The organism is Albidovulum marisflavi, from assembly GCF_025751435.1.
Taxonomy (GTDB): domain Bacteria; phylum Pseudomonadota; class Alphaproteobacteria; order Rhodobacterales; family Rhodobacteraceae; genus Albidovulum; species Albidovulum marisflavi.
The window spans coordinates 588,217-610,190 of record NZ_JAOWKY010000001.1; the positions used below are offsets into that span (position 1 = coordinate 588,217).

General features: G+C 63.3%; 23 protein-coding genes and 1 tRNA gene. 10 read left to right on the top strand and 14 right to left on the bottom strand.

Annotated features, from left to right (window positions below; all coding sequences use genetic code 11):
• The first annotated feature begins 9 nt into the window (after positions 1-9).
• The 3 genes from OEW28_RS02830 to OEW28_RS02840 all read left to right on the top strand — a co-directional run bounded on the left by OEW28_RS02830 (position 10) and on the right by OEW28_RS02840 (position 2,517).
• Positions 10-684 (top strand): ankyrin repeat domain-containing protein, encoded by a 675-nt coding sequence (locus OEW28_RS02830; protein WP_263733202.1) that lies wholly within the window; start codon positions 10-12, stop codon positions 682-684.
• Positions 685-941: 257 nt separating this feature from the next.
• Complete coding sequence (locus tag OEW28_RS02835) at positions 942-1,385, top strand: cupin domain-containing protein (protein WP_263733203.1); 444 nt, start codon at positions 942-944, stop codon at positions 1,383-1,385.
• A 103-nt stretch (positions 1,386-1,488) separates the two neighbouring features.
• Positions 1,489-2,517, top strand: coding sequence for a LysR substrate-binding domain-containing protein (locus tag OEW28_RS02840; protein ID WP_263733204.1), 1,029 nt, complete (start codon positions 1,489-1,491; stop codon positions 2,515-2,517).
• Positions 2,518-2,810: 293 nt separating this feature from the next.
• Here OEW28_RS02840 and OEW28_RS02845 read toward each other — a convergent pair whose 3' ends face one another.
• The gene (locus tag OEW28_RS02845) at positions 2,811-3,191 is read right to left on the bottom strand and encodes a winged helix-turn-helix transcriptional regulator (protein ID WP_263734361.1); all 381 of its coding nucleotides are present in this window, start codon (positions 3,189-3,191) and stop codon (positions 2,811-2,813) included.
• Positions 3,192-3,310: 119 nt separating this feature from the next.
• On the opposite strand from OEW28_RS02845, the gene OEW28_RS02850 reads away from it, so the two are divergent.
• Both OEW28_RS02850 and OEW28_RS02855 read left to right on the top strand, forming a co-directional pair.
• Complete coding sequence (locus tag OEW28_RS02850; RefSeq protein ID WP_263733205.1) at positions 3,311-4,168, top strand: SDR family oxidoreductase; 858 nt, start codon at positions 3,311-3,313, stop codon at positions 4,166-4,168.
• Between the two features lie 702 nt (positions 4,169-4,870).
• Complete coding sequence (locus OEW28_RS02855; RefSeq protein ID WP_263733206.1) at positions 4,871-5,395, top strand: hypothetical protein; 525 nt, start codon at positions 4,871-4,873, stop codon at positions 5,393-5,395.
• 433 nt (positions 5,396-5,828) lie between these two features.
• Here OEW28_RS02855 and OEW28_RS02860 read toward each other — a convergent pair whose 3' ends face one another.
• The 7 genes from OEW28_RS02860 to OEW28_RS02890 all read right to left on the bottom strand — a co-directional run bounded on the left by OEW28_RS02860 (position 5,829) and on the right by OEW28_RS02890 (position 11,950).
• Positions 5,829-6,377, bottom strand: coding sequence for a hypothetical protein (locus tag OEW28_RS02860; RefSeq protein WP_263733207.1), 549 nt, complete (start codon positions 6,375-6,377; stop codon positions 5,829-5,831).
• Between the two features lie 211 nt (positions 6,378-6,588).
• Entirely contained in the window at positions 6,589-7,767 is a 1,179-nt protein-coding gene (locus OEW28_RS02865) for an AAA family ATPase (RefSeq protein ID WP_263733208.1), read from the bottom strand.
• Positions 7,764-8,624, bottom strand: coding sequence for a toprim domain-containing protein (locus OEW28_RS02870; RefSeq protein WP_263733209.1), 861 nt, complete (start codon positions 8,622-8,624; stop codon positions 7,764-7,766). Before OEW28_RS02870 ends, OEW28_RS02865 begins: the two co-directional genes overlap by 4 nt.
• A 94-nt stretch (positions 8,625-8,718) precedes the next feature.
• Complete coding sequence (locus OEW28_RS02875) at positions 8,719-9,072, bottom strand: hypothetical protein (protein ID WP_263733210.1); 354 nt, start codon at positions 9,070-9,072, stop codon at positions 8,719-8,721.
• Positions 9,073-9,484: 412 nt separating this feature from the next.
• Entirely contained in the window at positions 9,485-10,378 is an 894-nt protein-coding gene (locus tag OEW28_RS02880; RefSeq protein WP_263733211.1) for a hypothetical protein, read from the bottom strand.
• A gap of 59 nt (positions 10,379-10,437) precedes the next feature.
• Entirely contained in the window at positions 10,438-11,730 is a 1,293-nt protein-coding gene (locus tag OEW28_RS02885) for a tyrosine-type recombinase/integrase (RefSeq protein ID WP_263733212.1), read from the bottom strand.
• Positions 11,731-11,874: 144 nt separating this feature from the next.
• Positions 11,875-11,950 (bottom strand) — tRNA-Arg (locus OEW28_RS02890).
• Positions 11,951-12,123: 173 nt separating this feature from the next.
• Here OEW28_RS02890 and OEW28_RS02895 point away from each other — a divergent pair.
• Genes OEW28_RS02895 through OEW28_RS02910 form a run of 4 tightly spaced genes read left to right on the top strand, consistent with a single transcriptional unit; the run spans position 12,124 to position 17,140 of the window.
• Positions 12,124-13,374, top strand: a complete 1,251-nt coding sequence (locus tag OEW28_RS02895; RefSeq protein ID WP_263733213.1) for a sarcosine oxidase subunit beta family protein — start codon at positions 12,124-12,126, stop codon at positions 13,372-13,374.
• Between the two features lie 10 nt (positions 13,375-13,384).
• Positions 13,385-13,672, top strand: a complete 288-nt coding sequence (locus OEW28_RS02900) for a sarcosine oxidase subunit delta (RefSeq protein ID WP_263733214.1) — start codon at positions 13,385-13,387, stop codon at positions 13,670-13,672.
• Positions 13,669-16,581: a sarcosine oxidase subunit alpha family protein gene (locus OEW28_RS02905; RefSeq protein WP_263733215.1), complete on the top strand. Its 2,913-nt coding sequence runs from the start codon at positions 13,669-13,671 to the stop codon at positions 16,579-16,581. Before OEW28_RS02900 ends, OEW28_RS02905 begins: the two co-directional genes overlap by 4 nt.
• A complete protein-coding gene (locus OEW28_RS02910; protein ID WP_263733216.1) occupies positions 16,574-17,140 on the top strand; it encodes a sarcosine oxidase subunit gamma in 567 nt (188 codons plus the stop codon). Before OEW28_RS02905 ends, OEW28_RS02910 begins: the two co-directional genes overlap by 8 nt.
• A gap of 3 nt (positions 17,141-17,143) precedes the next feature.
• Here OEW28_RS02910 and OEW28_RS02915 read toward each other — a convergent pair whose 3' ends face one another.
• The gene (locus OEW28_RS02915; RefSeq protein ID WP_263733217.1) at positions 17,144-18,172 is read right to left on the bottom strand and encodes a GlxA family transcriptional regulator; all 1,029 of its coding nucleotides are present in this window, start codon (positions 18,170-18,172) and stop codon (positions 17,144-17,146) included.
• Between the two features lie 77 nt (positions 18,173-18,249).
• Between OEW28_RS02915 and OEW28_RS02920 the strand changes: the two genes are divergently transcribed.
• Positions 18,250-18,924 (top strand): helix-turn-helix domain-containing protein, encoded by a 675-nt coding sequence (locus tag OEW28_RS02920; protein WP_263733218.1) that lies wholly within the window; start codon positions 18,250-18,252, stop codon positions 18,922-18,924.
• On the opposite strand, the gene OEW28_RS02925 is transcribed toward OEW28_RS02920, so the two are convergent.
• The 5 genes from OEW28_RS02925 to OEW28_RS02945 are packed head-to-tail and all read right to left on the bottom strand — an operon-like array spanning position 18,915 to position 21,969.
• Entirely contained in the window at positions 18,915-19,208 is a 294-nt protein-coding gene (locus tag OEW28_RS02925; RefSeq protein ID WP_263733219.1) for a hypothetical protein, read from the bottom strand. The two genes, OEW28_RS02920 and OEW28_RS02925, sit on opposite strands and share 10 nt — an antisense overlap.
• Complete coding sequence (locus tag OEW28_RS02930; RefSeq protein WP_263733220.1) at positions 19,205-19,903, bottom strand: hypothetical protein; 699 nt, start codon at positions 19,901-19,903, stop codon at positions 19,205-19,207. The genes OEW28_RS02925 and OEW28_RS02930 overlap by 4 nt, the downstream gene beginning before the upstream one ends.
• A gap of 60 nt (positions 19,904-19,963) precedes the next feature.
• Entirely contained in the window at positions 19,964-21,400 is a 1,437-nt protein-coding gene (locus tag OEW28_RS02935) for an APC family permease (protein ID WP_263733221.1), read from the bottom strand.
• A gap of 11 nt (positions 21,401-21,411) precedes the next feature.
• Positions 21,412-21,579 (bottom strand): hypothetical protein, encoded by a 168-nt coding sequence (locus tag OEW28_RS02940; protein ID WP_263733222.1) that lies wholly within the window; start codon positions 21,577-21,579, stop codon positions 21,412-21,414.
• 9 nt (positions 21,580-21,588) lie between these two features.
• Entirely contained in the window at positions 21,589-21,969 is a 381-nt protein-coding gene (locus tag OEW28_RS02945; protein ID WP_263733223.1) for a hypothetical protein, read from the bottom strand.
• Between the last annotated feature and the right edge of the window lie 5 nt (positions 21,970-21,974).

Consider the following 21,974-nt stretch of genomic DNA (forward strand, 5'->3'; position numbering starts at 1 on the left):
GACAGACCCATGCGCCGTCCTGCGATCGTTGCACTTCTCATCGGACTTGCCGGGCCGCTCTCGGCGCAAACCGCTCCCTCGACGAGCGAAGTCGCGGACTATGACGGTCTCTTCCGGGCCGCCCATGAGGGCGATGTCGCCGAGATTGAACGACTGGTGGCGCAAGGTGCTGACGTTGATGCCCGCGACTCCAGGGGCCGGACGCCCGTGCATGTGGCGGCCTTCGCCTCCGAAGACGAAGCGCTGCGTGCCTTGGCCAAAGCCGGTGCCGACATGAACGCCCTCGAATACCGGGCCTACGACGTCGTGACGATCGCCGCGGTTGCGGGCGACCCCGACCTGATGTCGCTCGCCATCGAACTGGGCAACGATCCGGGCTTGGTGACGAGCCCCTATCTTGGCACCGCGCTGATCGCTGCGGCGCATCTCGGGCATGCCGAAGTGGTGCGGCGCCTGATCGACGCGGGTGCACCGCTCGATCATGTAAACAACCTGCACTGGACGGCCGTCATGGAAGCCGTCTTGCTGGGGGACGGCGGCCCGGATCACCAGGCGGTGCTCGATGCGCTCCTCTCTGCCGGGGCCGACCGAACCCTTGCCGACCGCGATGGCGTCACACCGCTTCAGCACGCCGAGGCGCGCGGCTTTACAGAGATGGTCGAACGTCTTCGCCGGGAGGATTGACCGGCGCGTGCGACCGGAAACTCGCTGAATTCTCCAGGGCATGTGCAAGCAATCGGACCAGGGCCGCCATCGACGCGACATGCGGCCAGCGGCTGCCTTGACCTCGGAAACGGCCTCCGGCTGCAGGTGCGGCGCCTCAGGCCGGAAAGTGGCTGAATCTTCTTCACGCTTGGCTGAAAAAGTAACGTTTGTCCGCAGCAGTGGTAACAGACGATGATTTTGACGTTGTTGAACCGAGCCATTGAAGGAGATGTCACATGTTCCGGCTCACGAGCGTCTTGCCTTGCGTAGATCCGATCAAAGCCATTCCGGTCGCGTTGATTTGTGCGATGGCGGCAGGCAGCGGGCCCGTCCTTGCCGATGCACATTTTCCCACCGAACATAAGGGCCTTACCGTCGAACAGCTTGGGGCCGTTCCCGCGGACTCTGTGCAGCGTCAGGTGGGCCTCGGTGGCCACATACTGCTCCTGCGGCGGATCACGATCGAACCGGGCGGTCAAATCGCGCGCCACAGTGCTGCCGAGGTGCCTGGCGTGGTCTATATGGAAACGGGCACCTGGACAGAGGGGCGCGACGGTAGCGAAACGTCACATGTGGCGGGCGAGACCTTCATCGAGGATGCCGAGACGGTGCACTGGTTCTTCAATCGTGGGGATGCACCGGCATCGGCCCTGGTCTGCGACATCAAACCCGCAAGTTAGAACCGAGGGCGCGCGGCGCACCGGCATGGGGCGATCTCGTCAATCGGGTGGGGCGTCTAACCCGGTATCGCCGGGTTTTGAGGCCGGTGGAAGCGGGGGCCTCTTGCGGCGATCAACACTTGTATTTGAACGTGGGGCTCCCGCCATGTACTCTTTCCCGCATGTGGTTACCAGGTTTGACCCGGAAACTCGGGCTTTGATGCGAAAGCTTCCTCCTTTCGCAGCTGTGCGGGCCTTCGAGGCTGCTGCTCGACTTGGCAGTATCAAGAAGGCCTCAGAGGAGCTTTGTCTCACGGCATCTGCCGTCAGCCATCAGGTTCGTGCCCTCGAAGAATATCTGGACACGTCGCTCTTTCGGCGCGCCGGAAACCGGGTTGACCTCACCTTGACCGGGCGCGCCTACGCGGGGAAGCTGACGACCCTCCTCGATGCCTTTGACGAGACGAGCAGGTCCGTGAAAGAGGTCGGACGAAAGCCCTTTCGCGTTCATTGCACCCCTGGCTTTGCCGCCCGCTGGCTTGTTCCCCGGCTTGATCGCCTGGCATTCGGGAATCGGGTGCGGATCTCGGTCTCAAACGGCGCGCCATCAACCGATTTCACTTCGAATGCGGCGGACGTGGTCATTCAATGGGCAGACCAGGCGGTCTCGGGTGTGGTCACCGAACCGCTCATGCGATCTGCCCGGTATCCCGTGGCCAGCCCCTCCTTCATACGATCCGAAGGGTTGCACGAGTCTGGGGACCTTTGCCGCACGACTCTGATGCACGATGAGACGATGGATGCCTGGGGCGAATGGTTTGAGGCCGCCGGCATCGATCCTCCGATATTTCCACGCGGCCCGACATTTCCGAACTGCGAGCTTGCGACGACGGCTGCCGAACAAGGGCAGGGTGTCGCACTGGCATATGATGCGGTCGTCCGATCCACGCTTGAAAGCGGCGCGCTTGTCCGACTTTTTGATACGGTCACCATGCCATTCGTCATCTATTCGGTTGCATATGCTGCATCTCGAAAGGACGATCCCATGGTGCGAGAGTTCTCGCAGTGGATTCACGGGGAGGCGGAGGCAGAGGGAACCGCCGCAAATGCCGTACCTGTTCGCGAGTTATCGGGCGGCCGCAGATCGCGGTAAAGCAACCTGATCAAATGCGCCCGGCAGGCAGAAGGGCCAATCCATGGCCTGGGCTCGAGCCAAGGCTGCAAGTCTTGCCCAGGACTTCTTTGGCCAGTGATTGCCCTGTTCGCATCGCTGACGTTGATGTGCGCTGCGGCGAGACGCTGCTTTTCCGCTGATGGCGTCGAAAAGTCACTTTTGCAGCGTGGCAAGTCGTTTGATTTACGCGACTTATGGCTATCATCTTCGCAGGTTTATCGGCCACCAATCCGACCGCCATGGACTCTTACCCTGTCCGCTGGGCCGACGCGTCATTCCTGGTCGTGCAGGGCGCGTGCGGTGATGATGGCGGGCATGTTGCCCTCCGCCCATTCGATGAGCGCCTGCAAGCGCGGCAGAAATCCCTGCCCGATGTCCGTAAGGCTGTAGCTGACGCTTGGCGGCTTGGTGTCGAAGACCTCGCGCAGGATGATGCCGTCGCGCTCCAGGTCCCGCAGGGACTGGGTGAGCATCCGCTTCGAAATATCGGGCAGCGCGCGCAACAGCGCGTTGAACCGGCGGGGGCCGTCGCCCAGCTCCAGCAGGATCAACACGGGCCATTTGGCCGAGACATGGTCAAGGATCTGCCGCACCGGGCAGTTGGACGGATCGAAGCCCTGTGCCCTCCACTGCTCGAGCCTGCTGTCGGACATGTCTCTCACGGGGTGGTTCCCTTTATGTGACCTTGTTCCAAAAACCTGCCTCCTTTCGCGCTCACCATTAAGTCTCTAATTGAGACCTATAAACGATTCGAGACCTGAAAGGAATGGAAATGGCGACCTATCTCGTGACCGGAGCCTCCGGCCAACTCGGCCAGCTTGTCGTGGACCACCTGAAAACCCTCGTCCCGGCGGACGAAATCATCGCGCTCGTGCGCTCCGACGCGGCGCGCAAGATCTATGAGGCGAAGGGCGTGGCGACACGCCGGGGCGACTACGACGACCCCCAAAGCCTGCGGGCCGCGCTTGAAGGCATCGACCGGGTGCTGCTGATCTCGTCGTCCGAGATCGGCAAGCGAGCGGCGCAGCACCGGAATGTCATCGACGCGGCGAAGGCGGTGGGCGTTGGCTTTGTTGTCTACACCTCGCTCTTGAACGCCGACCGCAGCGGCATGGCACTGGCCGAGGAACACATCGCGACCGAGGCGGCGCTGAAGGAAAGCGGCCTTCCCCATGCCATCCTGCGCAACGGCTGGTATTCGGAAAACATCGCCGGCACGGCAACCCAGGCACTGAGCCTTGGACGGCAGTTTGGCGCCTCCAGCGGTGGGCGTTTCGCCACCGCGTCGCGTCAGGACTTCGCAGAGGCCGCGGCCAATGTGCTGGCCGGAGAGGGGCACGAAGGCAAGACCTACGAACTCGGCGGCGACAGCCCCTTCACGATGGCCGAATACGCGACCCTGCTGAGCGAGTTGTCGGGCAAGGACGTGGCCTATGTGAACCTGGACGAAGACGCGTACCGCTCGGCGCTCGTGGGTGCCGGGCTTCCGGAAGGGTTTGCCGCCCTCCTGGCCGACAGCGACGCGAAGGCCGCAGAGGGTGCGCTGGCGACAGAGAGCCGAGACTTGGCCCGCCTGATCGGCCGCCCCACGACACCGATGCGCAGGACTTTGGAAGAGCTGATCGCTTGAACGCTTCCGCAGGGCGACCGGGTCGCCGCCAGGGCGCGGGTCCTCTCACTGGGCCGTTCGTGGCGGACGGCCCAACCTCGCCGGTGGAGAGGGGAGCGGCACGAGTTCAACATCTCGGAGCGGGAGAACTGAGCGTCCGCCCGGTCCGCATTGAAGATGTTGATGTCCCTTGGGGCGAACGACCGCTTCCCGCCCATCGCTCCGCCGACAAGGTTAGGCACGTTACGTGCGAGGCGCTGACCACGATTAAAAAATCTTGAAACCCGCCCGCGTGGGGGGTGAGTAGAGATACCGGCGCGCGCGATTTCTCCCCTGCCAAAGGCACCCCCGGTACAGAAACACGCCCCCCCTCTGCGCGAAGGGGGCACCGCTCAGGACTTGGCCTTGCCGCAGTTCAGCGCCGGGCGAGCTTCGACAGCTGGTGTTGGCTGAAATGTGGGGCGAGTTTGGCTGTCGAGTGAGTTCTTCGCTTACCTTCAGTATCGTCTAGAAAGTAAATGGCGGCCCCGTCATCCGCCATATGGCATTGAAATAATTGAAAAAAGTGTAGATTAAGACGTGTTACCCGCCATAAAGCCCGCCTATAACTTTACGCTTGCCCTGGCCTCGATAAACGAGGTGGATGAAGAGCTTGGTGAGCTAACGGGTGGAATCGTAAGATTAATCGTCGGCCTTTAGGCTGACGCGTGATGCGCGCCGCGATTGCTTGACTTCATCTCACGACTCCTAAGACAACAAGGCTCAGAAGAGACCGAGGGCAGATACTTGATCATGGCAAGATGGCTTTTCAGAATTTTTGCAGTTGGCGTGATTGGCGTCCTAGGGCTTGCCACCTATGATTTTTACAGGGGTGGTTACTTCAGTCTGCCGGGAATACCAGACAATGCATATCTCATCGATTTCAGGGACGGCTTCAGGGCTGTGGTAATAGATCCTGAGGTGTCCGACCCTTTGTATGCAAACGTTCCAAGGCATTTTCGTCGCCTAAGGAATGCCAACCCCGACAGAAGGTATCTTGGGGTGCCTTTCGAAGTAGCGCCTTGGCTTCGGGATGCTTGGTCGTTTTGCAAAGCGCCAACCGAGGAAGAACGGGTTTACTTCCAAGAAAGTATGCCCGACGAATGGAAGCAATCGCTTGAATACGCGAGACTTGATGCTGTTTGCTTGAACAGCGTCGATGGTAAGCAGGTTCCGCGTGGGCTGATTTACTCGGTTCCAAACCTCTGACTCTGAAGCTAATCTTAACACGCTGCGTCACTGTATCGCCCACCCACATTTGGTGGGCTTTTTCCTTAATGTCTTCGGCTTGGCTTGCGCTCCATGCCCAAGAAGGACCGTGCTAATGACTAAGGCACAGGAGGCCTGCAACTCTCTGATTGGTCGGCTTGCATGGGTTGAAGGCTAATCGCGCAATAGCTGCTCGATTTCCCTCGCCTCCCGCACAAGCTCGCTCAGCATTTGCCGTTCCTCTGTCCAATCGCCCGACCGCATTCCGTGCTTCCAGGTCGGGTGATCCTTGCCGGAACGATGCCCGCCGCCCGCTCCGTGAAACCGGCACACGCTCCACCCTTTCACCGAAGGCCCTTTGCACCTCTCGCCCGTCCGCTTTGATGTTGCCGTGCACCTGGGGGCCGCGTGGGCCTTGCTCATGGGGTTGTCGTCACCTTTCATCCGTGGCCCTCCCACCATGCTGCACATTGCCGACGACTGCCTGCCCGCCATTTTCGACCGTGACGCGCTCCACCCGGACCACTTGCTGCCCCTTCGAGCGGTAGCGCTTCAGCGTGTCCATTTGCGCGGCGTAACTGCGCAGGAGCTTGTTGTAGGCCCGTTCTGCGGCGTCTTGCTGAGTAATGGTCTCAACATGGTTCAGGCGACGGGCAAACATCATCACTGCTTGATGAGTTGCCGCCATCTGGGCGAGGATCAGCATTTCCGCCGCATCTCTTGGCTGCATTGAGTCCACGAAGCCAAGCGCGAAGTTGGTGGCTTCCTCGTCAAAACGCTTGCCGTGAGAGCCAAGGTTTGTGAGCTGCTGCAAGACACCCGTCGAAACATGCCTGCTGCCCGCACCGGCCTTGATGCGCGAGTAGTCGCCGGAAATGGCAATTTCCAGGTTCTTGCCCTCAAGCTTGAACGCAACCGACGGAATTTCTCGCTCATCCTGCACAGGCAGATTGGCCCCATTCTGCTTTTCGTCATCGGTCAAAGGATTGCCTCCAGGCGTGTTGGGAAGGTTGAAATCGTGATGATCAAGCGGTCGCGGATTGCCCCACCTCGGGCACCCGACTGGCCAGCCGCATCTTGCCTCACTACCACCCACCCCCCTTTAGGGGTGGGGTGGTGGGGCAGTGCGGCAGGTCGGGAATCGTGCCCCACTGCCTCACCTTGCCCCACCTCGGTTTCAGGGGTGGTGGGGTTCATTCGGTTGCCCATTCGCCCACCTCTAGGCAGGGCCGCAGGTTCCTCTTGGCGTCTTCGTGCTGCACCTCTCGCAGCGCCCCGCTTGCTAGCCAGGTTTTCAGCATCCGGGTAATCCGGGCCTTGTCCTTCGCGGCATCCATCCCCAGCACCGAGGCCACGATTTCGCCCGCCCAATCGCTCTTGGCTTGATTGCTGGCACGGGGTGGATTGCCCGCCTTCCATGCGTCCTGAATGGCGCGCTGCACCGCCAGAAGGTCGGCGGCACTCAGCCCCTCGAAATCGTCGGGCCATTCCCAGGCTTCCGTCACACCCACGCTATCGCCGTTCGGCAGGTCAACCGACACCATGCGCCGCCATTCGCGTTTGCCCGGTGGGGCAAGGTTTGCCTTGTCACGGTCGATGCTGAAGTAGGTATTTGGGTCCGAGGAAACCCCGGCATCGGCCTTCTGCGCATCGCTCATGCGGTTCAGGACACGGGCAGACCGGGCAGCACCCAGCAACGCCACCGCGCCCCGGCTGCTTTCCGAGGACGCTTCCTCGCCCCCCAGCTTGCGGGTGTGGTGGACCAACTCAATCGCGCAGTTGCACCGCTCGGCCACGCGGCCCCACTCCTTCGCCACAAGGTCAATTGCGCCGTTGTCGTTCTCATTCACCCGGTGCGAGGACACGAAGGGGTCTACAATCAGCACGTCGATTTGGAGTGCCTCGATTTCCGCGATGATGGCGGCAACCTCGGGCGCGTTGATGGTCGCGCCGTCCCGCGCCTGGGTGGCGGTGCAAAGCCCACGCTCGCGCCCGCTGTCCAGAAAGAGGCGTCCACCCAGCGCCTCTGCGTCTATGCCGTGGTGAATCATGGTAGCCGACACCCGGCGCTCAAGCTCGTCCCTTGGATCTTCGAGGTTCACCACCCAAACCCGAAGCGGCCCCGAAACCCATTCTCCCAGAAGGTTGCGGCCCGAGGCCATTGCGACTGCCTCGCAGATGGTCAGGGAGGATTTTCCCACGCCACCAGGGGCGACGGTGACGCTGACAAAGCGGCGGATCAGATGCCGCCCATAGAGCCATTCCCTGCGCGCGAGGGCGGCAGGGTCACGCCAGACAAACGGGGTCGCCTTGATCGGTTCCGGCGCACCGGTTGGAATGAAGGTGACAGGCTGAGGGGTGATCGCAGTCATGCGGCGGCCCTCCCCTGCAATACGTCATTCCAGTCCAGACCCTGCGGCGCGGGCAGAAGCGACACATCCCAGCCCAGCGCATGGGCGGCACTCGCCAGCACCCGGCCCGCGTTCTCGCCCGCGTCATCACCGTCTGTTGCGACGATCAACCGGCCTGGGCGTTCGGGCAGGCGCAGCGCCTTCATTCCGGGGGCAGAAAGGGCAGCCCATACCGTCGCAGGGCCTTCCAGAAGGCCGCTGCACAGGCTCAGGCCCGTTTCTATGCCCTCACACACCACAAGCGCCCCAGGCCCTTCAGAGAGCGGCACAGCACCACCGCCGCAGGGTCCAAGCATCATCTTGGCGCTGCCCGTGATCCGGCGTCCGGTCTTCTCGAAGAAGGTGCGATGCACCGCCCCGGTGGAAACCTCGGCAACCATCGCAGAGAGCCAGCGCCCGCTTGGTGCGTGGTGCAGGTCCGTTGCCCACCGCAGCGACAGCGGAAGGTCACAGGTGATGCCCCGACCTCGCAGGTATGCCTCTCCCTTCGTGCCGCTGATCGGCATGGAGCGGCACCAGAGGGCGCGGGCCTTGTCCAGTTGCGCCCGTTCATAGTCGGCCCGCTTTGCCTCGGCCTCGGGCTGGGCGATGGGATCATGGGCGAGGCGGTCGAGCGGCAGTCCCGCCGCCTTCACGATTTCGCGGAAGTCGCAGCCGCCCTTGTGGCAGTAGGCCAGAAGCCTGCCGCCCTCATCCCGTAGCGAGAGGGCACGTTGATCGGCGCGGCGCTCGGGTTGGCAGACGGGGCACGGCGCGTTGCCGTGATTGCCGTGCCACTCTCCCCCAATGGCCAGGGTGATTTGACGCGCGTCCGTCATTCTTGGCCCTCCCCATAGACAAGCTGGGCGAGGATACCCGCCACGGGGCCTGAGAGGCCGCACAGACGGCGCAGTCGAGCGAGGCGCAGGCTGATCATGCCGCCACCTCCAGCCCATCCAGGCGGGCCACTGCGCTGCGCAGGAAATATATGCCATAGTCACCGACCCCGGCCTGCCTGCTGCCGGGGTAAATGACGGTTTCAACGTCCAGGCCAAGCTCGTGCTTAAGGACGCAGACGATATCCGAGATCCGCACCGGGGAGGCGCAATAGACCGGCCCCCGCATCAGCAGGTCAAGAATCTGGCGACGGCGCTTTTGCAGGGTCACGGTGACGGCTTCGCCGTCCCTGCGCGTGATCCGGTAGTGCGCCGGGGCGCGGTCTTTCGGCAATTCACCCACGCGGTAAATGCGCTGGGCGTTTCGGGGAGGGTTAATACTGGATTTCATACTCGTCCTCATTGCAGTTGAAACCGCGCAGAGCCTGAGCTAAATCTTGCGTATCGCCCGCAAGAATAAAGCCGCCGCCCATCGCACGGGTGGCGGTTTTCTTATTTCGATGACTTGGCACGGGCTGCTTCCCAAGCCTCGATTTCCGACAGCTTCCAGCGGGTGCAGCCGGGGGTCAGGCTCAGTGGCTTTGGGAAGCCTCGTGATTGCACCCACCGCCAAGGCGTTGCTCTGTGAACATCGTAGCGAGCGGCAACTTGCAGGTCAGAAAAGTAAGTGTCGGGCATTGCGTCTAGCTCCAATCAGTTGCGATTGGGCGCTATTAGAACTTCGCCGCGTTCGGAAATAAACACACATAATCAGAGGCTTAGGCGAATAGGCAAAAACCGCCATTTGCATAAGGACTTTGCGCCTAGGGTCGCAATCGCTTAGGCGGTTTCGCTGGAAACAGGGAGGCATATCGCGCTTGGAGAGCTTCGCCAGCGTCTCCAACCCGAATCTCAACGAGGTACTGCTTTATCTGTCCCGCACCGTTCTTCCAAAGCTGGGGTTCTGCCTTCTTGCATTCCGCCAGTGCTATTTCAGAAATGACGCTGGGATTTTTGACGTCGGGATTTCGTGTGCAAACTGTCTCCATTGCGTCAAGCAATCTATGCATTCTTCTTTTCCTGGCGTCGCGCGAGGCTTTGGTGCCCTTGTCACCAGCATTCTTGCGCATCGCTTTTACATCTGATGCGGCGCTCTCGACACCAAGAGCAATAACCTCAAGGTCTCTCCAATAATAGCCAGCAGCAAAGTCGTTTTCTGCAACGTAATAATGGTATTGGTAGGCGGCGGCGACGTAAGCTGCAGAAGACCTAGGCAAGTTCATTAAGCAGTATTCGAATGCACCTGCAGCCCTCCAGTTTTGACCAAACTGCCGCCGCAATTCATCCGCGCGGAGTTCTCCAATAAAGTCAATAACTTGCTGCGTTAGGCCTTGCCCAAGATATATATCTGCCGCTTCCAGCGTCTCAAAGGCTAGTGGGGAATCGAGGTCACCATAACTTCTAAATCCCACAGAAGATTTGGAATCTATGATATCCGTGTAGTGAACTTTAAGTGGATCAGAAAGCTCTCCTGGTACCTGCCAAGCCTCCTTGATCTCGGAGCCAACAGCGTTGCTCGCCATAAATTCTTTTGCTTCGTCTTCAGAGTAAAAAATAGTAAATCGCGTTTCCCTTGGAAGCATACCCGTCTTAATTGTCAACCAGACGGTCCAGAGTTGCCGACTCTCCCCCGATGGATGCAAGCTTTCGCCCGGCATGGTGTGCTGCAGGCTTACTTCCTCAACTATGCGCTTTCGCGTCGCTGTCCTCGGATCCATTACGCCAACCTCACCACCTCACCAAGAGCAGTACCGCCGCCCAACGCATCCGCCCAATCGCGCATCATGCGCCGCCGCTTCTCTACCATGTCGCCCCGACGATACGCCGCCTCAACAGCGTTGCTGATCTTATGCGCAAGGGCAACCTCAGCCATTTCGCCGGGGTAGTTTGTCCGCTCGGCCACCCAATCGCGGAAGGTGCTGCGTAGCCCATGCGGCACGGCGGGGCGCTTGTTGCGCGGATCAAGGAAGCCGGGGCGCTGATTGCTGACTTCCGCCTCCTGCATACGCCGCATGGTGGCACTCAGGGTCATGTCGGAAAGCTGCCCACCCCGCGCGGCAGGGAATACCAGCGGGTTGCCTTCGAGACGCGGCAGGGCTTTGAGCAGGTCAACGGCAGCCGGTGAGAGTGGCACCTTGTGTTCCCGTTTCATTTTCATGCGCTCGGCTGGGATCACCCACAAACCGCGCTCCAAGTCGATTTCATCCCATGCCGCCCCTCGGACCTCCCCCGACCGAACGGCGGTCAGGGCCAGAAACTCCAAGGCCCGCGCCCCGAAGCCTTCGCGCTTGCGCAGTTCAGCCATCCACCGGGGCGCATCATCAAGGGCAACGGCGGGGTGGTTTTCTTTCTCAGCCACCTTGTCAGGCGCAGGCAGAAGTTCCTTGAGGTTGCCAGCCCATCGCGCCGGATTGTCGCCAGTGCGATGCCCCGCAACCGTTGCCCATGACAGCACCGCCTCGATGCGACCCCGCAGGCGCGATGCCGTTTCGGTCTTGCTCTGCCATATCGGTTGCAGCACCCGCAGAACGTCTTTCACCGTGATCTGCTCAACCTGCATCTGCCCGAGGACGGGCACCGCATACTGATCAAGCGTATTGCGCCACTGGTCGCGGTGCTTGGCATTCTTGAAGCCGTCCAGCTTCGCGGCAAGGCAGCGGTCAACGGCGACCTTGAAAAGCAGTCCTCGGCCTTGCGCCGCCGCCAGGGCAGACTTAAGGGCCTTCCGTTCCTCCACGGGGTCGATACCCCGGCGGATCTGGTCTTTCGCTTCCCGCGCCCGCTCCCTGGCCTGCGCCAAGGTCACATCAGGAAAGCCGCCCAGTCCGATTTCACGGCGAGCTTTACCAACCTTCGTGCGCAGGAGCCAACTGCGGCCATCGTGCGGCGTGATCTGCAACATCAGGCCCGAAACGCCCCCGACAGAGACAACTTCGTTCCACTTGCTCTTTCCGCTGTGGCGCAGGTTTCGCACCTCAAGCGGGGAAAGTTCCTTGGCTAGCTTTGGCATCTTGGTAAAAACCCATACTCTTACCCGCCATAAAGGATACGATTGGGCGCGACTCTTTGCAACGGCCTGCGGCACGTTCTGCGTTATTTAATTGAAATTATGTGATGTTTCCGCAGCGTCTTGCGACAGGTTGCAGTGGGTGAATGGCGGCCCCGTCAGGATTCGAACCTGAGACCTACCGCTTAGGAGGCGGTCGCTCTATCCCCTGAGCTACGGGGCCGCTTCGATCTTGGATAGAGCCACCGCGTGGGATTGGCAAGCGCGGGTCTGTCGGGCTCCGGCGTGTGCCCATGGCTGAAATGCCGGACTTCGTGTCGGTTTTGCCCGGGGTCGCGACGCAGCCAAACGCCATATTGCGCGCAAGACATGCCTTTGCCCGAAGGGAGCCCCCGCATGCGTTATTCCGGCCTTCGCGTCATCAAGGAGGCGCTGACCGGCCACCGCGGCTGGACGCCTGTCTGGCGCGACCCCGCGCCGCAGGCCAGCTACGACTATGTCATCGTTGGCGGCGGCGGCCATGGCCTCGCCACTGCCTATTACCTCGCGAAGGAGTTCCGCCAGGCCCGCATCGCGGTGCTGGAAAAGGGCTACCTCGGCGGCGGCAACGTGGGCCGGAACACCACCATCATCCGCTCGAACTACCTGCTGGACGGGAACGAACCCTTCTACGAATTCTCGATGAAGCTGTGGGAGGGGATGGAGCAGGACTTCAACTACAACGCGATGGTCAGCCAGCGCGGCATCATCAACCTGTTCCATACCGACGCCGCCCGCGACGCGGCGACGCGGCGCGGGAACGCGATGATCCTGCACGGCGCGGACGCCGAGATCCTGGACCGCGATCAGGTCCGGGCAATGTATCCGTTTCTGAACTTCGACAACGCCCGTTTCCCGATCAAGGGTGCGCTGATGCAGCGCCGGGGCGGCACGGCGCGCCATGACGCGGTGGCCTGGGGCTATGCGCGCGGCGCCGACATGCACGGCGTGGACCTGATCCAGAACTGCGAAGTCACCGGCATGCGGATCGAGAACGGGCGCATCCTGGGTGTCGAAACCTCGCGCGGGTTCGTCGGTGCGAAGAAGGTGGGCGTCGCCGTTGCCGGTTCGTCGAGCCGCGTGATGGCCCACGCAGGAATGCGGCTGCCGATCGAAAGCCACGTGCTTCAGGCCTTTGTCTCCGAGGGGCTGAAGCCCTTGATCGACGGCGTGATAACCTTCGGCGCCGGGCATTTCTACGTCAGCCAGTCGGACAAGGGCGGCCTTGTCTTCGGCGGCGACATCGACGGCTACAACAGCTACGCGCAGCGCGGCAACCTGCCGGTGATCGAGGACGTCGCCGAGGGCGGCATGGCGCTGATGCCGATCATCGGGCGGGCGCGGCTTCTGCGGACCTGGGGCGGGGTCATGGACATGTCGATGGACGGTTCGCCCATCATCGACAGGACCCATGTCGAGGGTCTCTATTTCAATGGCGGCTGGTGCTACGGCGGGTTCAAGGCGACGCCCGCCTCGGGCTGGTGCTTCGCGCACCTGCTGGCGACGGACCGGCCCCACGAAACCGCCACGGCCTATCGCTTTGACCGGTTCCTGAAGGGCCTGGCCATCGACGAAAAGGGCCAGGGCCCGACGCCGAACCTGCACTGAGGTCAGACAGATGATCATCAACCATCCCCTTCTTGGCCCCCGCGACGCGCAGGAGTTCGTGTACCTGGGCGACGCGCGCCTGATCGAGCGGCCCGACGGCTTGGCCGAGGGCGCGGCACAGGCGCTCCACGACCACGTCTTCCTGCGCGACAACCCGGCCGGCGAACACCGCGAACTGTGGTTCCACGAACAGGGCGACCGGTCCTGGCTGGTCGTGACCCGCAACACGCTTACCCATGAAATCACGCGCGTCGAACTGGCCCGCGACGTGGCCCGCGCCAAAGGACGTTCGAAATGACGCAGCCGAACCGCATTCCCGGCGGCCTGATCGACCGGGCGCAGACGTTTTCGTTCACCTTCGACGGCAAGCCCTATCGCGGGCATCCGGGTGACACGCTTGCCTCGGCATTGCTGGCGAACGGCGTGCGCCTGATGGGGCGCAGCTTCAAGTATCACCGTCCGCGCGGGCCGATCTCTGCCGGGTCGGACGAACCAAACGCCCTGGTCGAGCTTCGGACCGGCGCGCGCCAGGAACCCAACACCCGCGCGACCGTGGTCGAACTGTTCGACGGGCTTTCGGCGCAAAGCCAGAACCGCTGGCCCTCGCTTGCCTTCGACGCGCTCGCGATCAACGACCGGCTGTCGCCGTTCTTCGCGGCGGGGTTCTACTACAAGACCTTCATGTGGCCGGCGGCGTTCTGGGAAAAGATCTATGAACCGATCATCCGCCGCGCCGCGGGTCTGGGCAGCCTGTCGCGCCTGCCGGACCCCGACATCTACGACAAGGGTTTCCTGCACTGCGATGTCCTGATCATCGGCGCGGGGCCCGCGGGCCTTGCCGCAGCCCTGACCGCCGGTCGGTCGGGCGCGCGGGTGATCCTCGCGGATGAGGATTTTCGCATGGGCGGACGCCTGAACGCCGAAACCCACGGTGTCGGCGGCATGGCGGGCGCGGACTGGGCGGCGCAGGCGGTGGCCGAACTTGCCGGCATGCCGAACGTGCGCGTGATGGCGCGGACGACAATCCTCGGGGCATTCGACCACGGCATTTACGGCGCGGTGGAGCGGGTCAGCGACCATTTGCCGGTTCCCGCCGCGGGGCAGCCGCGCCAGATCCTGTGGCGCATCTACGCCCGTCGCGCGATCCTGGCCGCCGGCGCGACCGAGCGCATGATCGCGTTCGAGGACAACGACCGGCCCGGCATCATGCTGGCCAGCGCCGTGCGGGCCTATGCCAACCGCTGGGGCGCGACGGCCGGGCGCCGCGTCGCGGTCTTCACCAACAACGACGACGGGCTGCGCACCGCCGAGGACCTGCGGGCAAGCGGCGTGGAGATCGCCGCGATCATCGACAGCCGCAAGGGCGAGGAAGTGGTCGGCAGCCGCGGCCGGCTGGGCCTGCGCTCGGTCACGGTGCGCGGCGGCTCGGGCAAGACGCGGACGGTAGAGTGCGAGGCGCTGGCGGTCTCGGGCGGATGGAACCCGAACCTGCACCTGACCTCGCACCACCGGGGCAGGCCGGTCTGGGACGACACCATCGCCGCCTTCATTCCCGGCCCCGGCGGGCCGGGTGGGCTTGTGGCCGCAGGTGCCGCGGCGGGGCAGCTTTCGACCCATGCGGCATTGCGGTCCGGCGCGGCTGCGGCTGCGGCGGCTCTGGCCGATCTTGGCCAAACCGCGGCCGCCTTCGACTTGCCCGAGGCCGAGGACGCCCCGGTGTCGATCACGCCCAAGTGGCATGTCGCCGGAAAGGGCCGCGCCTGGGTCGATCCGCAGAACGATGTCACCGTCAAGGACGTGAAGCTGGCCCACCAGGAGGGCTTCCGCTCGGTCGAGCATCTGAAGCGCTACACGACGCTGGGCATGGCGACCGACCAGGGCAAGGCCGGCAACCTCCTTGGTCTTGCGGTCATGGCGGAAATGACCGGGCAGACCATTGCTCAGACCGGCACGACGATCTATCGCCCGCCCTACACGCCGGTCGCGATGGGCGCGCTTGCGGGCCGGTCGCGCGAAAAGGACTTCAAGCCGACGCGGCTGACGCCCTCGCACAAGTGGGCGGCCGAACAGGGGGCGGAGTTCGTCGAGGTGGGCATGTGGCTGCGCGCCCAGTGGTTCCCGAAACCGGGAGAGACGCACTGGCGTCAGTCCGTGGAACGCGAGGTTCTGGCAACACGCGCCTCGGTCGGGATCTGCGACGTGACGACGCTGGGAAAGATCGACATCCAGGGCAAGGATGCCGGCGCTTTCCTGGACCGGGTCTACGCCAACACCTTCTCGACCCTCCCGGTGGGCAAGGTGCGCTATGGCCTGATGCTGCGCGAGGACGGAATGGTCATGGACGACGGCACGACCGCGCGTCTGGCCGAGGATGAATGGGTGATGACGACGACCACGGCCAACGCGGTCCCGGTCTTCCGACACCTTGAATTCTGCCGCCAGTGCCTCTGGCCCGACATGGACGTGCAGATGATCTCGACGACCGAGGCCTGGGCGCAGTTTTCCGTCGCCGGTCCGAATGCGCGGCGCTTGCTGGAAAAGGTGGTGGACCAGGATATCTCCGACGCGACCTTCCCCTATATGGCCTGCGCCAACATCACCGTTTGCGGCGGCCTCAGGGCGCGGCTTTTCCGCATCTCTTTCTCGGGCGAGCTTGCGTATGAGATCGCGGTTCCGACCCGCTATGGCGACGCGATGATCTGCGAACTGATGAAGGCCGGAGAGGAGTTCGGCGCGGTGCCCTACGGGACCGAGTCGCTGGGCGTCATGCGTGTCGAGAAGGGCCATGTCGCGGGCAATGAGCTGAACGGCCAGTCCACCGCGCTGAACATGGGGCTGGGCAAGATGGTGTCGAAGAAGAAGGACGCCATCGGAATGGTCCTTTCCCAGCGTGAGGGTATGGTGGCCGAGGGCGGGTTGCGGCTGGTCGGCGTCAGGCCCGTCGATCCGGCGCAGCCGCTGACTGCCGGCAGTCACTTCATCGCCACCGGCAAGCCCGCAGTCTCTGCCCACGACGACGGCTGGCTGACCTCGGTCGTCTATTCGCCGCACCTGGGCCATTCCATTGCTCTGGGCTATCTCAAGAACGGCTCCGCCCGCGTGGGAGAGCGCATGCGCGCGGTCAACCTGCTGAAGAAAACCGATGTCGAGATCGAAATCGTCAGCCCGCATTTCTTCGATCCGGAAGGGGAGCGTCTTCGTGCCTGATCATTCGTTGAAATCCGTGACCCCGCTGGGGCACGACATGCCCGAAAGCGTGACCGTCGGACCGATCACCATCGCCGAGGTGACGGATATCGCCATGGCCTCGGTGGCCGCGCGGCAGGGCCGCATCGCCGATGTGGCCGACGCTGCGCAGAAGATCGGTGTGACCCTGCCCGAAGCCGGACGCCATGCCGCCGGCACACCCTGTTCCGCGTTCTGGACGGGGCCGGAGATGTGGATGGTCGAGGCGCCCTTTGCCACGCACGAAGATATCGTGGCCGCGCTGAAGCCCGTCTTCGGGGATGCGGCATCCCTGACCGAGCAAACGGACGCCTGGGTGCGGCTGCGCGTCAGCGGCGCGGACCTGCCGCGGTTGTTCGAAAGGCTTTGCAACGTCGATCTGGCGCGCAGCTCGGCAGGTGACGCCATCCGCACGATGATCGAGCATCTGGGGGCGTTCCTGCTGATCCGCAGGCCGGACGAGATCGACGTGATCAGCGCGCGGTCTTCGGCCGCATCGCTTCATCACGCCCTTGCGGCGGCGGCGAAAAGCGCCTTCTGACGCTCAGGCACGCCGGGTTTCGGGCACCGGCGGCATCGCCCCCGACAGGCCGCGCAGCCCCGCAAGGCTGCGCCGTTCCTCGCGCGGGCCGATGCCGAAGGCGGCGGCGTAGTACCGGGCAAGTTCGGTCGAGCTGGAATAGCCGACCGACTGCGCGATTTCCGTCAGCGACGCGTTCGAGAAGATGACCCGCTGACGCGCACGGCGCAGCCGCATCAGCCTGTAGTAGCGCAAGGGCGTCTGGCCCGTCGCGGCCTTGAAAACCCGCTCAAGCTGGCGTTCGGACAGCGCCACGGCGGTCGCGACGTCGGCGATCTGGATCGGATCCTCGATATGGTCGGCAAAAAGCGCGATCGCGGCCCGGACCGGCGCGGGCAGCAGCGTCTCGGTCCCCCCCGCGCCCGCCACCGGCATGGTCTGGACCGCGTTTTCGTCGCGCACGAAGGGGTGCTGGAACCAGCAGGCGACCTCGGTCATCGTCGGGCGGCCCAGCCGCTCTTCGATCAGACGCAGCATCAGGTCGAAGACCGCGCCTGCGCCCGAAACGGTGATCCGTCGGCGGTCGCGCAGGATCGCGGCCTGCGTTGCGTCGATCAGCGGGAACTCGGCGGCAAAGGCGGCTTCATAGCACCAGTGCACGGAACAGCGCCGTCCCTCCATCAGCCCGGTGCGCGCCAGCGGAAAGATCCCGCCCGAAAAGGCGCCGATGGTGACGCCGGAGCGGTCCAGCCAGCGCACCTGCGCCTGCGAACGGCGCGGGTCCTCGAATGTGCCCGACGGTCCGGACAGGAAGAACAGGTAATCAAGCCCCCGTGCCTCATCCAGGCTCATGTCGGGGTCGAAGCGCACCTCTGCGCTCGATCGCACCGGCGCCGCGCTTTCCCCGACCAGTTTCCAGGCGAACTCTTTCCGACCAGTGATTTCATTGGCCGCGCGCAGCGGTTCGATCGCCGACGTCAGGCACGCCATCGGAAAGCCGGGGAAAAGAAGGAAGCCCAGTGTTTCCGTCGTTCCGTTTCCCGAGGTGATCATATCGCGTTCGCCCCTATTGAGTGCAGACTATTTTCACAGTAGTGAAAATGGGCACGTTCCCCAGCCATGATATGCCCATGTCGCCGAAACAGCCAGACGCAGGGACGGACGCACCCGCGATCACCCCTGCCAAGCCCGCGTTCAACCAGGACCCGCACCGCGTGCGCGAACTGACCGAGCGCAATCTTGAAAGCGCCATCGGCCGCGAGGTTCGCGCCTTCCGCCACCAGCAGGGGATGACGGTCGCGCAACTGTCGCAGGTGACCGGCCTTTCGATCGGCATGCTGTCGAAGATCGAAAACGGCATGACGTCGCCCTCGCTCACCACGCTTCAGATCCTGAGCCACGCCTTTTCGACGCCGCTCACCTCGTTCTTCCGCGGATACGAGGAACGGCGAGAGGTGCAGCATGTCAAAGCCGGAGAGCATGTGGAGATCGAGCGCCGCGGCACGCGGGCAGGCCACCAATACAACCTTCTGGGCCATATAGGGTCGAACTCCTCCGGCGTGGTGGTCGAGCCTTACCTGATCACCCTGACCGAGCAGTCCGACACCTTCCCCGCCTTTCAGCACGACGGGATCGAACTGCTTTACATGCTTGAGGGTGAGGTCACCTATCGCCACGGCGATCAGCTTTTCAACATGACCCCCGGCGACAGCCTTTTCTTCGACGCGGATGCGCCGCATGGCCCCGAGGTGCTGGTGAAGCTGCCCGCGCGCTACCTGTCCGTGATCGCCTATCCTCAGGCCTGAGAGCGGCCATGGTGATGCCGCCAGACCTCGGTCCGTACGCGGGCGGTCTTGTAGGCGTCCATGATCGCCAGGGCGTAGACGAACAGCCCGCCAGCGAACTTGCCCACGACCGAGACATCGGGCGACGCCGTCTTGAGCGTGAAGCCGCCCAGCAGCAGCATGAAGAAGACGAAGATCAGACCCCGGTACGGCTGCCGGTTCAGAACCTGGCCGGACCCGGGCAGGATGATCGCCGACGCAAGCACCAGATAGGGGTTCAACGGGGATCTGGGGGCCGGGGTCATGCGGAGAGGCTTTCCTGAAAGGGCGTCTGGCTTGCAATGATATCGTCGCGCAACGCCAGAAGCGATTCAAGCACCGGTTCCAGGCGGGTGGGGTCAAGCTGATCCGCCGCCATCTCTGCATCGCGATAAAGCAGGTAACGGGTGCGGTCGGCTTCTTCGGCAAGGAAGACGACCCGAAGCCCGCGGGGCGAGACGATCAGTTCCTTTATGCGCGGGTCGTCGAACAGGCCAAGGTGCGGCCTCAGGACGGCCTCCGGGAGCAGGCTGGCGGCATCGTCGCTGCGAATGGTCGCCGTTTCCGGGAATCCCGCGGGAAGGGCGATCTGGTCCGACAGGCCGTTGAAGTTCGAGAAGGGCTCAAGCCCCGTCGGCCGCATCATCAGGTCCAGCGTGGCGCGAAGCGGCAGGGGTTCGGGCAGGGTGACAAGCACCCAGAGCGCGGGAAGCTTGCGGAAGGTCAAGGTGTCGGGAACCGCCTGCAGGTCCACCAGCCGGCCCCGGTAACGCCCCGAAAGGCGCGGGAATCCTGCCGTCCCTTCGCCTGTCCGGCGCTCGTTCAGCAACGACTTGGCGGCGTCGAAGTAGCGTGCACGGTTCGCGCTGCGTTCGCGGCCCGCGCGAAGCGAGCGCGTCAGCAGCAGCGCGACCAGCAGGCCCGCGCCAAGGGCCAGAAGCATCAGGAAAAGACGGTCCATCACAGGGCCTCCGGATGGAAATGGCCCGCCGGGGCGGGCCACCTCCGATTTCACTGGGGATCAGTAACCTTCGGGTTTCGGCCAGGGCATCGTGAACTGCGCGCCGCGGCTCACGAAGCGGTAGCGCCAGAAGTGGAACCAGAGCGAGACCACGATGTAGAATCCGATCATCGCGATCAACTGCGTGCCGTAGCCCAGGAACACCGCGAAGAAGGTGATCCCGCAAAGGCAGAGCAGCACGATGGCCGGCAGCGGGTGGAACGGATGTTCGTAGCCCCGTTTGATCGTGTTCAGGGGCCATTTCTTGCGGAACATGATCACGTTCAGGGGCATGAAGGTGTATTCCAGCAGGCCGGACAGGATCGAGAACGTAATCACCTGGTCAAGCGGAGCGCCAAGCGCGAAGATCAGCGCGATCGGCACCAGGAACACGATCGAACGGTAGGGCGTGCGATACCTGGGATGCACCGCGCCGAACCAGCCCGGCAGGTACTTGTCGCGGCCCATGGCGAACCACGCTCGGCTGGCGTCGTTGATGCAGCCGTTGGCGGACGCGAGCGTCGCGAAAAGCGTCCCGAAGCCCAGCAGCCAGACAAGCCCGGTTGACCCCGACAGGCGCGCGGTGTCGAAGAGCGGCGCGACCGAACCGTCGACGCCGTCGCCCAGGTATTCCCACGGCAACACGCCCGAGCACGTGTACCAGGTCAGCGTCGCCGCGATCAGCAGCGTCATGATGCCGGCGAGCGTGCCGAACGGCAGCGCCCGGGCGGGTGAGCGGACTTCCTCGGCCGCCTGGGTCGTGCCCTCGATGCCAAGGTAGTACCATAGGCCGAAGTGCATCGCCGCCAGCACGCCGATCCAGCCGTAGGGCAGTTCATGCCCCTCCATCAGGGCCGCATGCTGCATGATGCCACCGCCAAGAACGCCGGAGGTCGACAGGAACAGCACGAGAATGGCCACGAAGGCGATCGCGGTGATGACAAGGTTGAAGGTCAGAGTCGCAAGCACGCCGCGGTAGTTCAGCCATGCCAGGAACATGATGACGAGGATGATGAAGGGCCTTTGGTCAAGTTCGCCCGCATATCCGGTCATGCTTGCCACGACCGAGACCAGATAGCCCGCCGTGATCGCGTTCGCGGCCTCCAGCATCGTATAAGCGAAGGTGAGGTACAGCCCGACGTTGAACGCCATCAGCGGGCCGACGATGTGCTTGGCCTGCGTGTATTGACCGCCCGCGGCGGCGACGGTCGAGGTGACTTCGGAGTCGATCATCGCGACGCAGCTGTAAAGGATGCCCGCGAACCAGCAGGCGATCAGCGCCGCGTAGGCGCCACCCTTGCCGACCGCGAAGTTCCAGCCCATGTATTCGCCGACCAGAACGATGCCCACGCCCAGTGCCCACACATGCGCGGGTCCAAGGACGCGCAACAGTCCGACGACCGTTCCGTGCGGACCGAAGCCATCCATCTCTTTCGAAGTGATATCGGTGTTTGCCATGATCCCGCCCCTCAGATCTTGTGCTCTTCGGTCATGGCCTCAAGCTCGCCTTCGCGCGATGAGGTCAGGACATCTTCCGAGTAGGTCGTATCCGTCTTGAGCCAATCGGCGACCATGAACAGGCCCAGAAGCGCAGAGACGCCCCAGGCCGCGTATTCCAGCATTTGCCAGGTTTCCATCTGCGCCCCTCACTTTCCGTCGAATTTCTCCGCGATGACCTCGCGGTATTCGGTTTCCGAAAACTTCAGCATCAGCACGTAGTAGGCTATGATGACCACGATCATCGCGAGCAGCGCCCCGGTGGTGAAGGAGTAGTCGAAGCGCGCCAGGATCAGGTCGTGCGCGCTTTCGGGCGTATAGCCGAGGGCCTCGTATTGCGCCGCTTGCGCCGGGGTCTGACCCAGCGATTCCCAGGTGGGATTCGCTTCGGGCGCCGCGACAGTCTTGGCCGCACCCGAAAGTCCCATCTTCAGCGGAACGAACAGCGCGCCGAGCGTCAGTACCACCAGAAAAATCACGTCGAATATCTGGCTGGCCTTGCTTTGCGTCGGGGCTATGTATCTTGCCATGTCGA

Coding starts and splice junctions, on each gene's coding strand:
- OEW28_RS02905 (WP_263733215.1), top strand. CDS start 13,669: ATGACGCAGCCGAACCGCATTCCCGGCGGCCTGATCGACCGGGCGCAG.
- OEW28_RS02845 (WP_263734361.1), bottom strand. CDS start 3,191: ATGTCCGACAGCAGGCTCGAGCAGTGGAGGGCACAGGGCTTCGATCCG.
- OEW28_RS02915 (WP_263733217.1), bottom strand. CDS start 18,172: ATGATCACCTCGGGAAACGGAACGACGGAAACACTGGGCTTCCTTCTT.
- OEW28_RS02920 (WP_263733218.1), top strand. CDS start 18,250: ATGTCGCCGAAACAGCCAGACGCAGGGACGGACGCACCCGCGATCACC.
- OEW28_RS02900 (WP_263733214.1), top strand. CDS start 13,385: ATGATCATCAACCATCCCCTTCTTGGCCCCCGCGACGCGCAGGAGTTC.
- OEW28_RS02895 (WP_263733213.1), top strand. CDS start 12,124: ATGCGTTATTCCGGCCTTCGCGTCATCAAGGAGGCGCTGACCGGCCAC.
- OEW28_RS02885 (WP_263733212.1), bottom strand. CDS start 11,730: ATGCCAAAGCTAGCCAAGGAACTTTCCCCGCTTGAGGTGCGAAACCTG.
- OEW28_RS02925 (WP_263733219.1), bottom strand. CDS start 19,208: ATGACCCCGGCCCCCAGATCCCCGTTGAACCCCTATCTGGTGCTTGCG.
- OEW28_RS02870 (WP_263733209.1), bottom strand. CDS start 8,624: ATGACGGACGCGCGTCAAATCACCCTGGCCATTGGGGGAGAGTGGCAC.
- OEW28_RS02865 (WP_263733208.1), bottom strand. CDS start 7,767: ATGACTGCGATCACCCCTCAGCCTGTCACCTTCATTCCAACCGGTGCG.
- OEW28_RS02835 (WP_263733203.1), top strand. CDS start 942: ATGTTCCGGCTCACGAGCGTCTTGCCTTGCGTAGATCCGATCAAAGCC.
- OEW28_RS02875 (WP_263733210.1), bottom strand. CDS start 9,072: ATGAAATCCAGTATTAACCCTCCCCGAAACGCCCAGCGCATTTACCGC.
- OEW28_RS02830 (WP_263733202.1), top strand. CDS start 10: ATGCGCCGTCCTGCGATCGTTGCACTTCTCATCGGACTTGCCGGGCCG.
- OEW28_RS02930 (WP_263733220.1), bottom strand. CDS start 19,903: ATGGACCGTCTTTTCCTGATGCTTCTGGCCCTTGGCGCGGGCCTGCTG.
- OEW28_RS02940 (WP_263733222.1), bottom strand. CDS start 21,579: ATGGAAACCTGGCAAATGCTGGAATACGCGGCCTGGGGCGTCTCTGCG.
- OEW28_RS02850 (WP_263733205.1), top strand. CDS start 3,311: ATGGCGACCTATCTCGTGACCGGAGCCTCCGGCCAACTCGGCCAGCTT.
- OEW28_RS02935 (WP_263733221.1), bottom strand. CDS start 21,400: ATGGCAAACACCGATATCACTTCGAAAGAGATGGATGGCTTCGGTCCG.
- OEW28_RS02945 (WP_263733223.1), bottom strand. CDS start 21,969: ATGGCAAGATACATAGCCCCGACGCAAAGCAAGGCCAGCCAGATATTC.
- OEW28_RS02880 (WP_263733211.1), bottom strand. CDS start 10,378: ATGCCGGGCGAAAGCTTGCATCCATCGGGGGAGAGTCGGCAACTCTGG.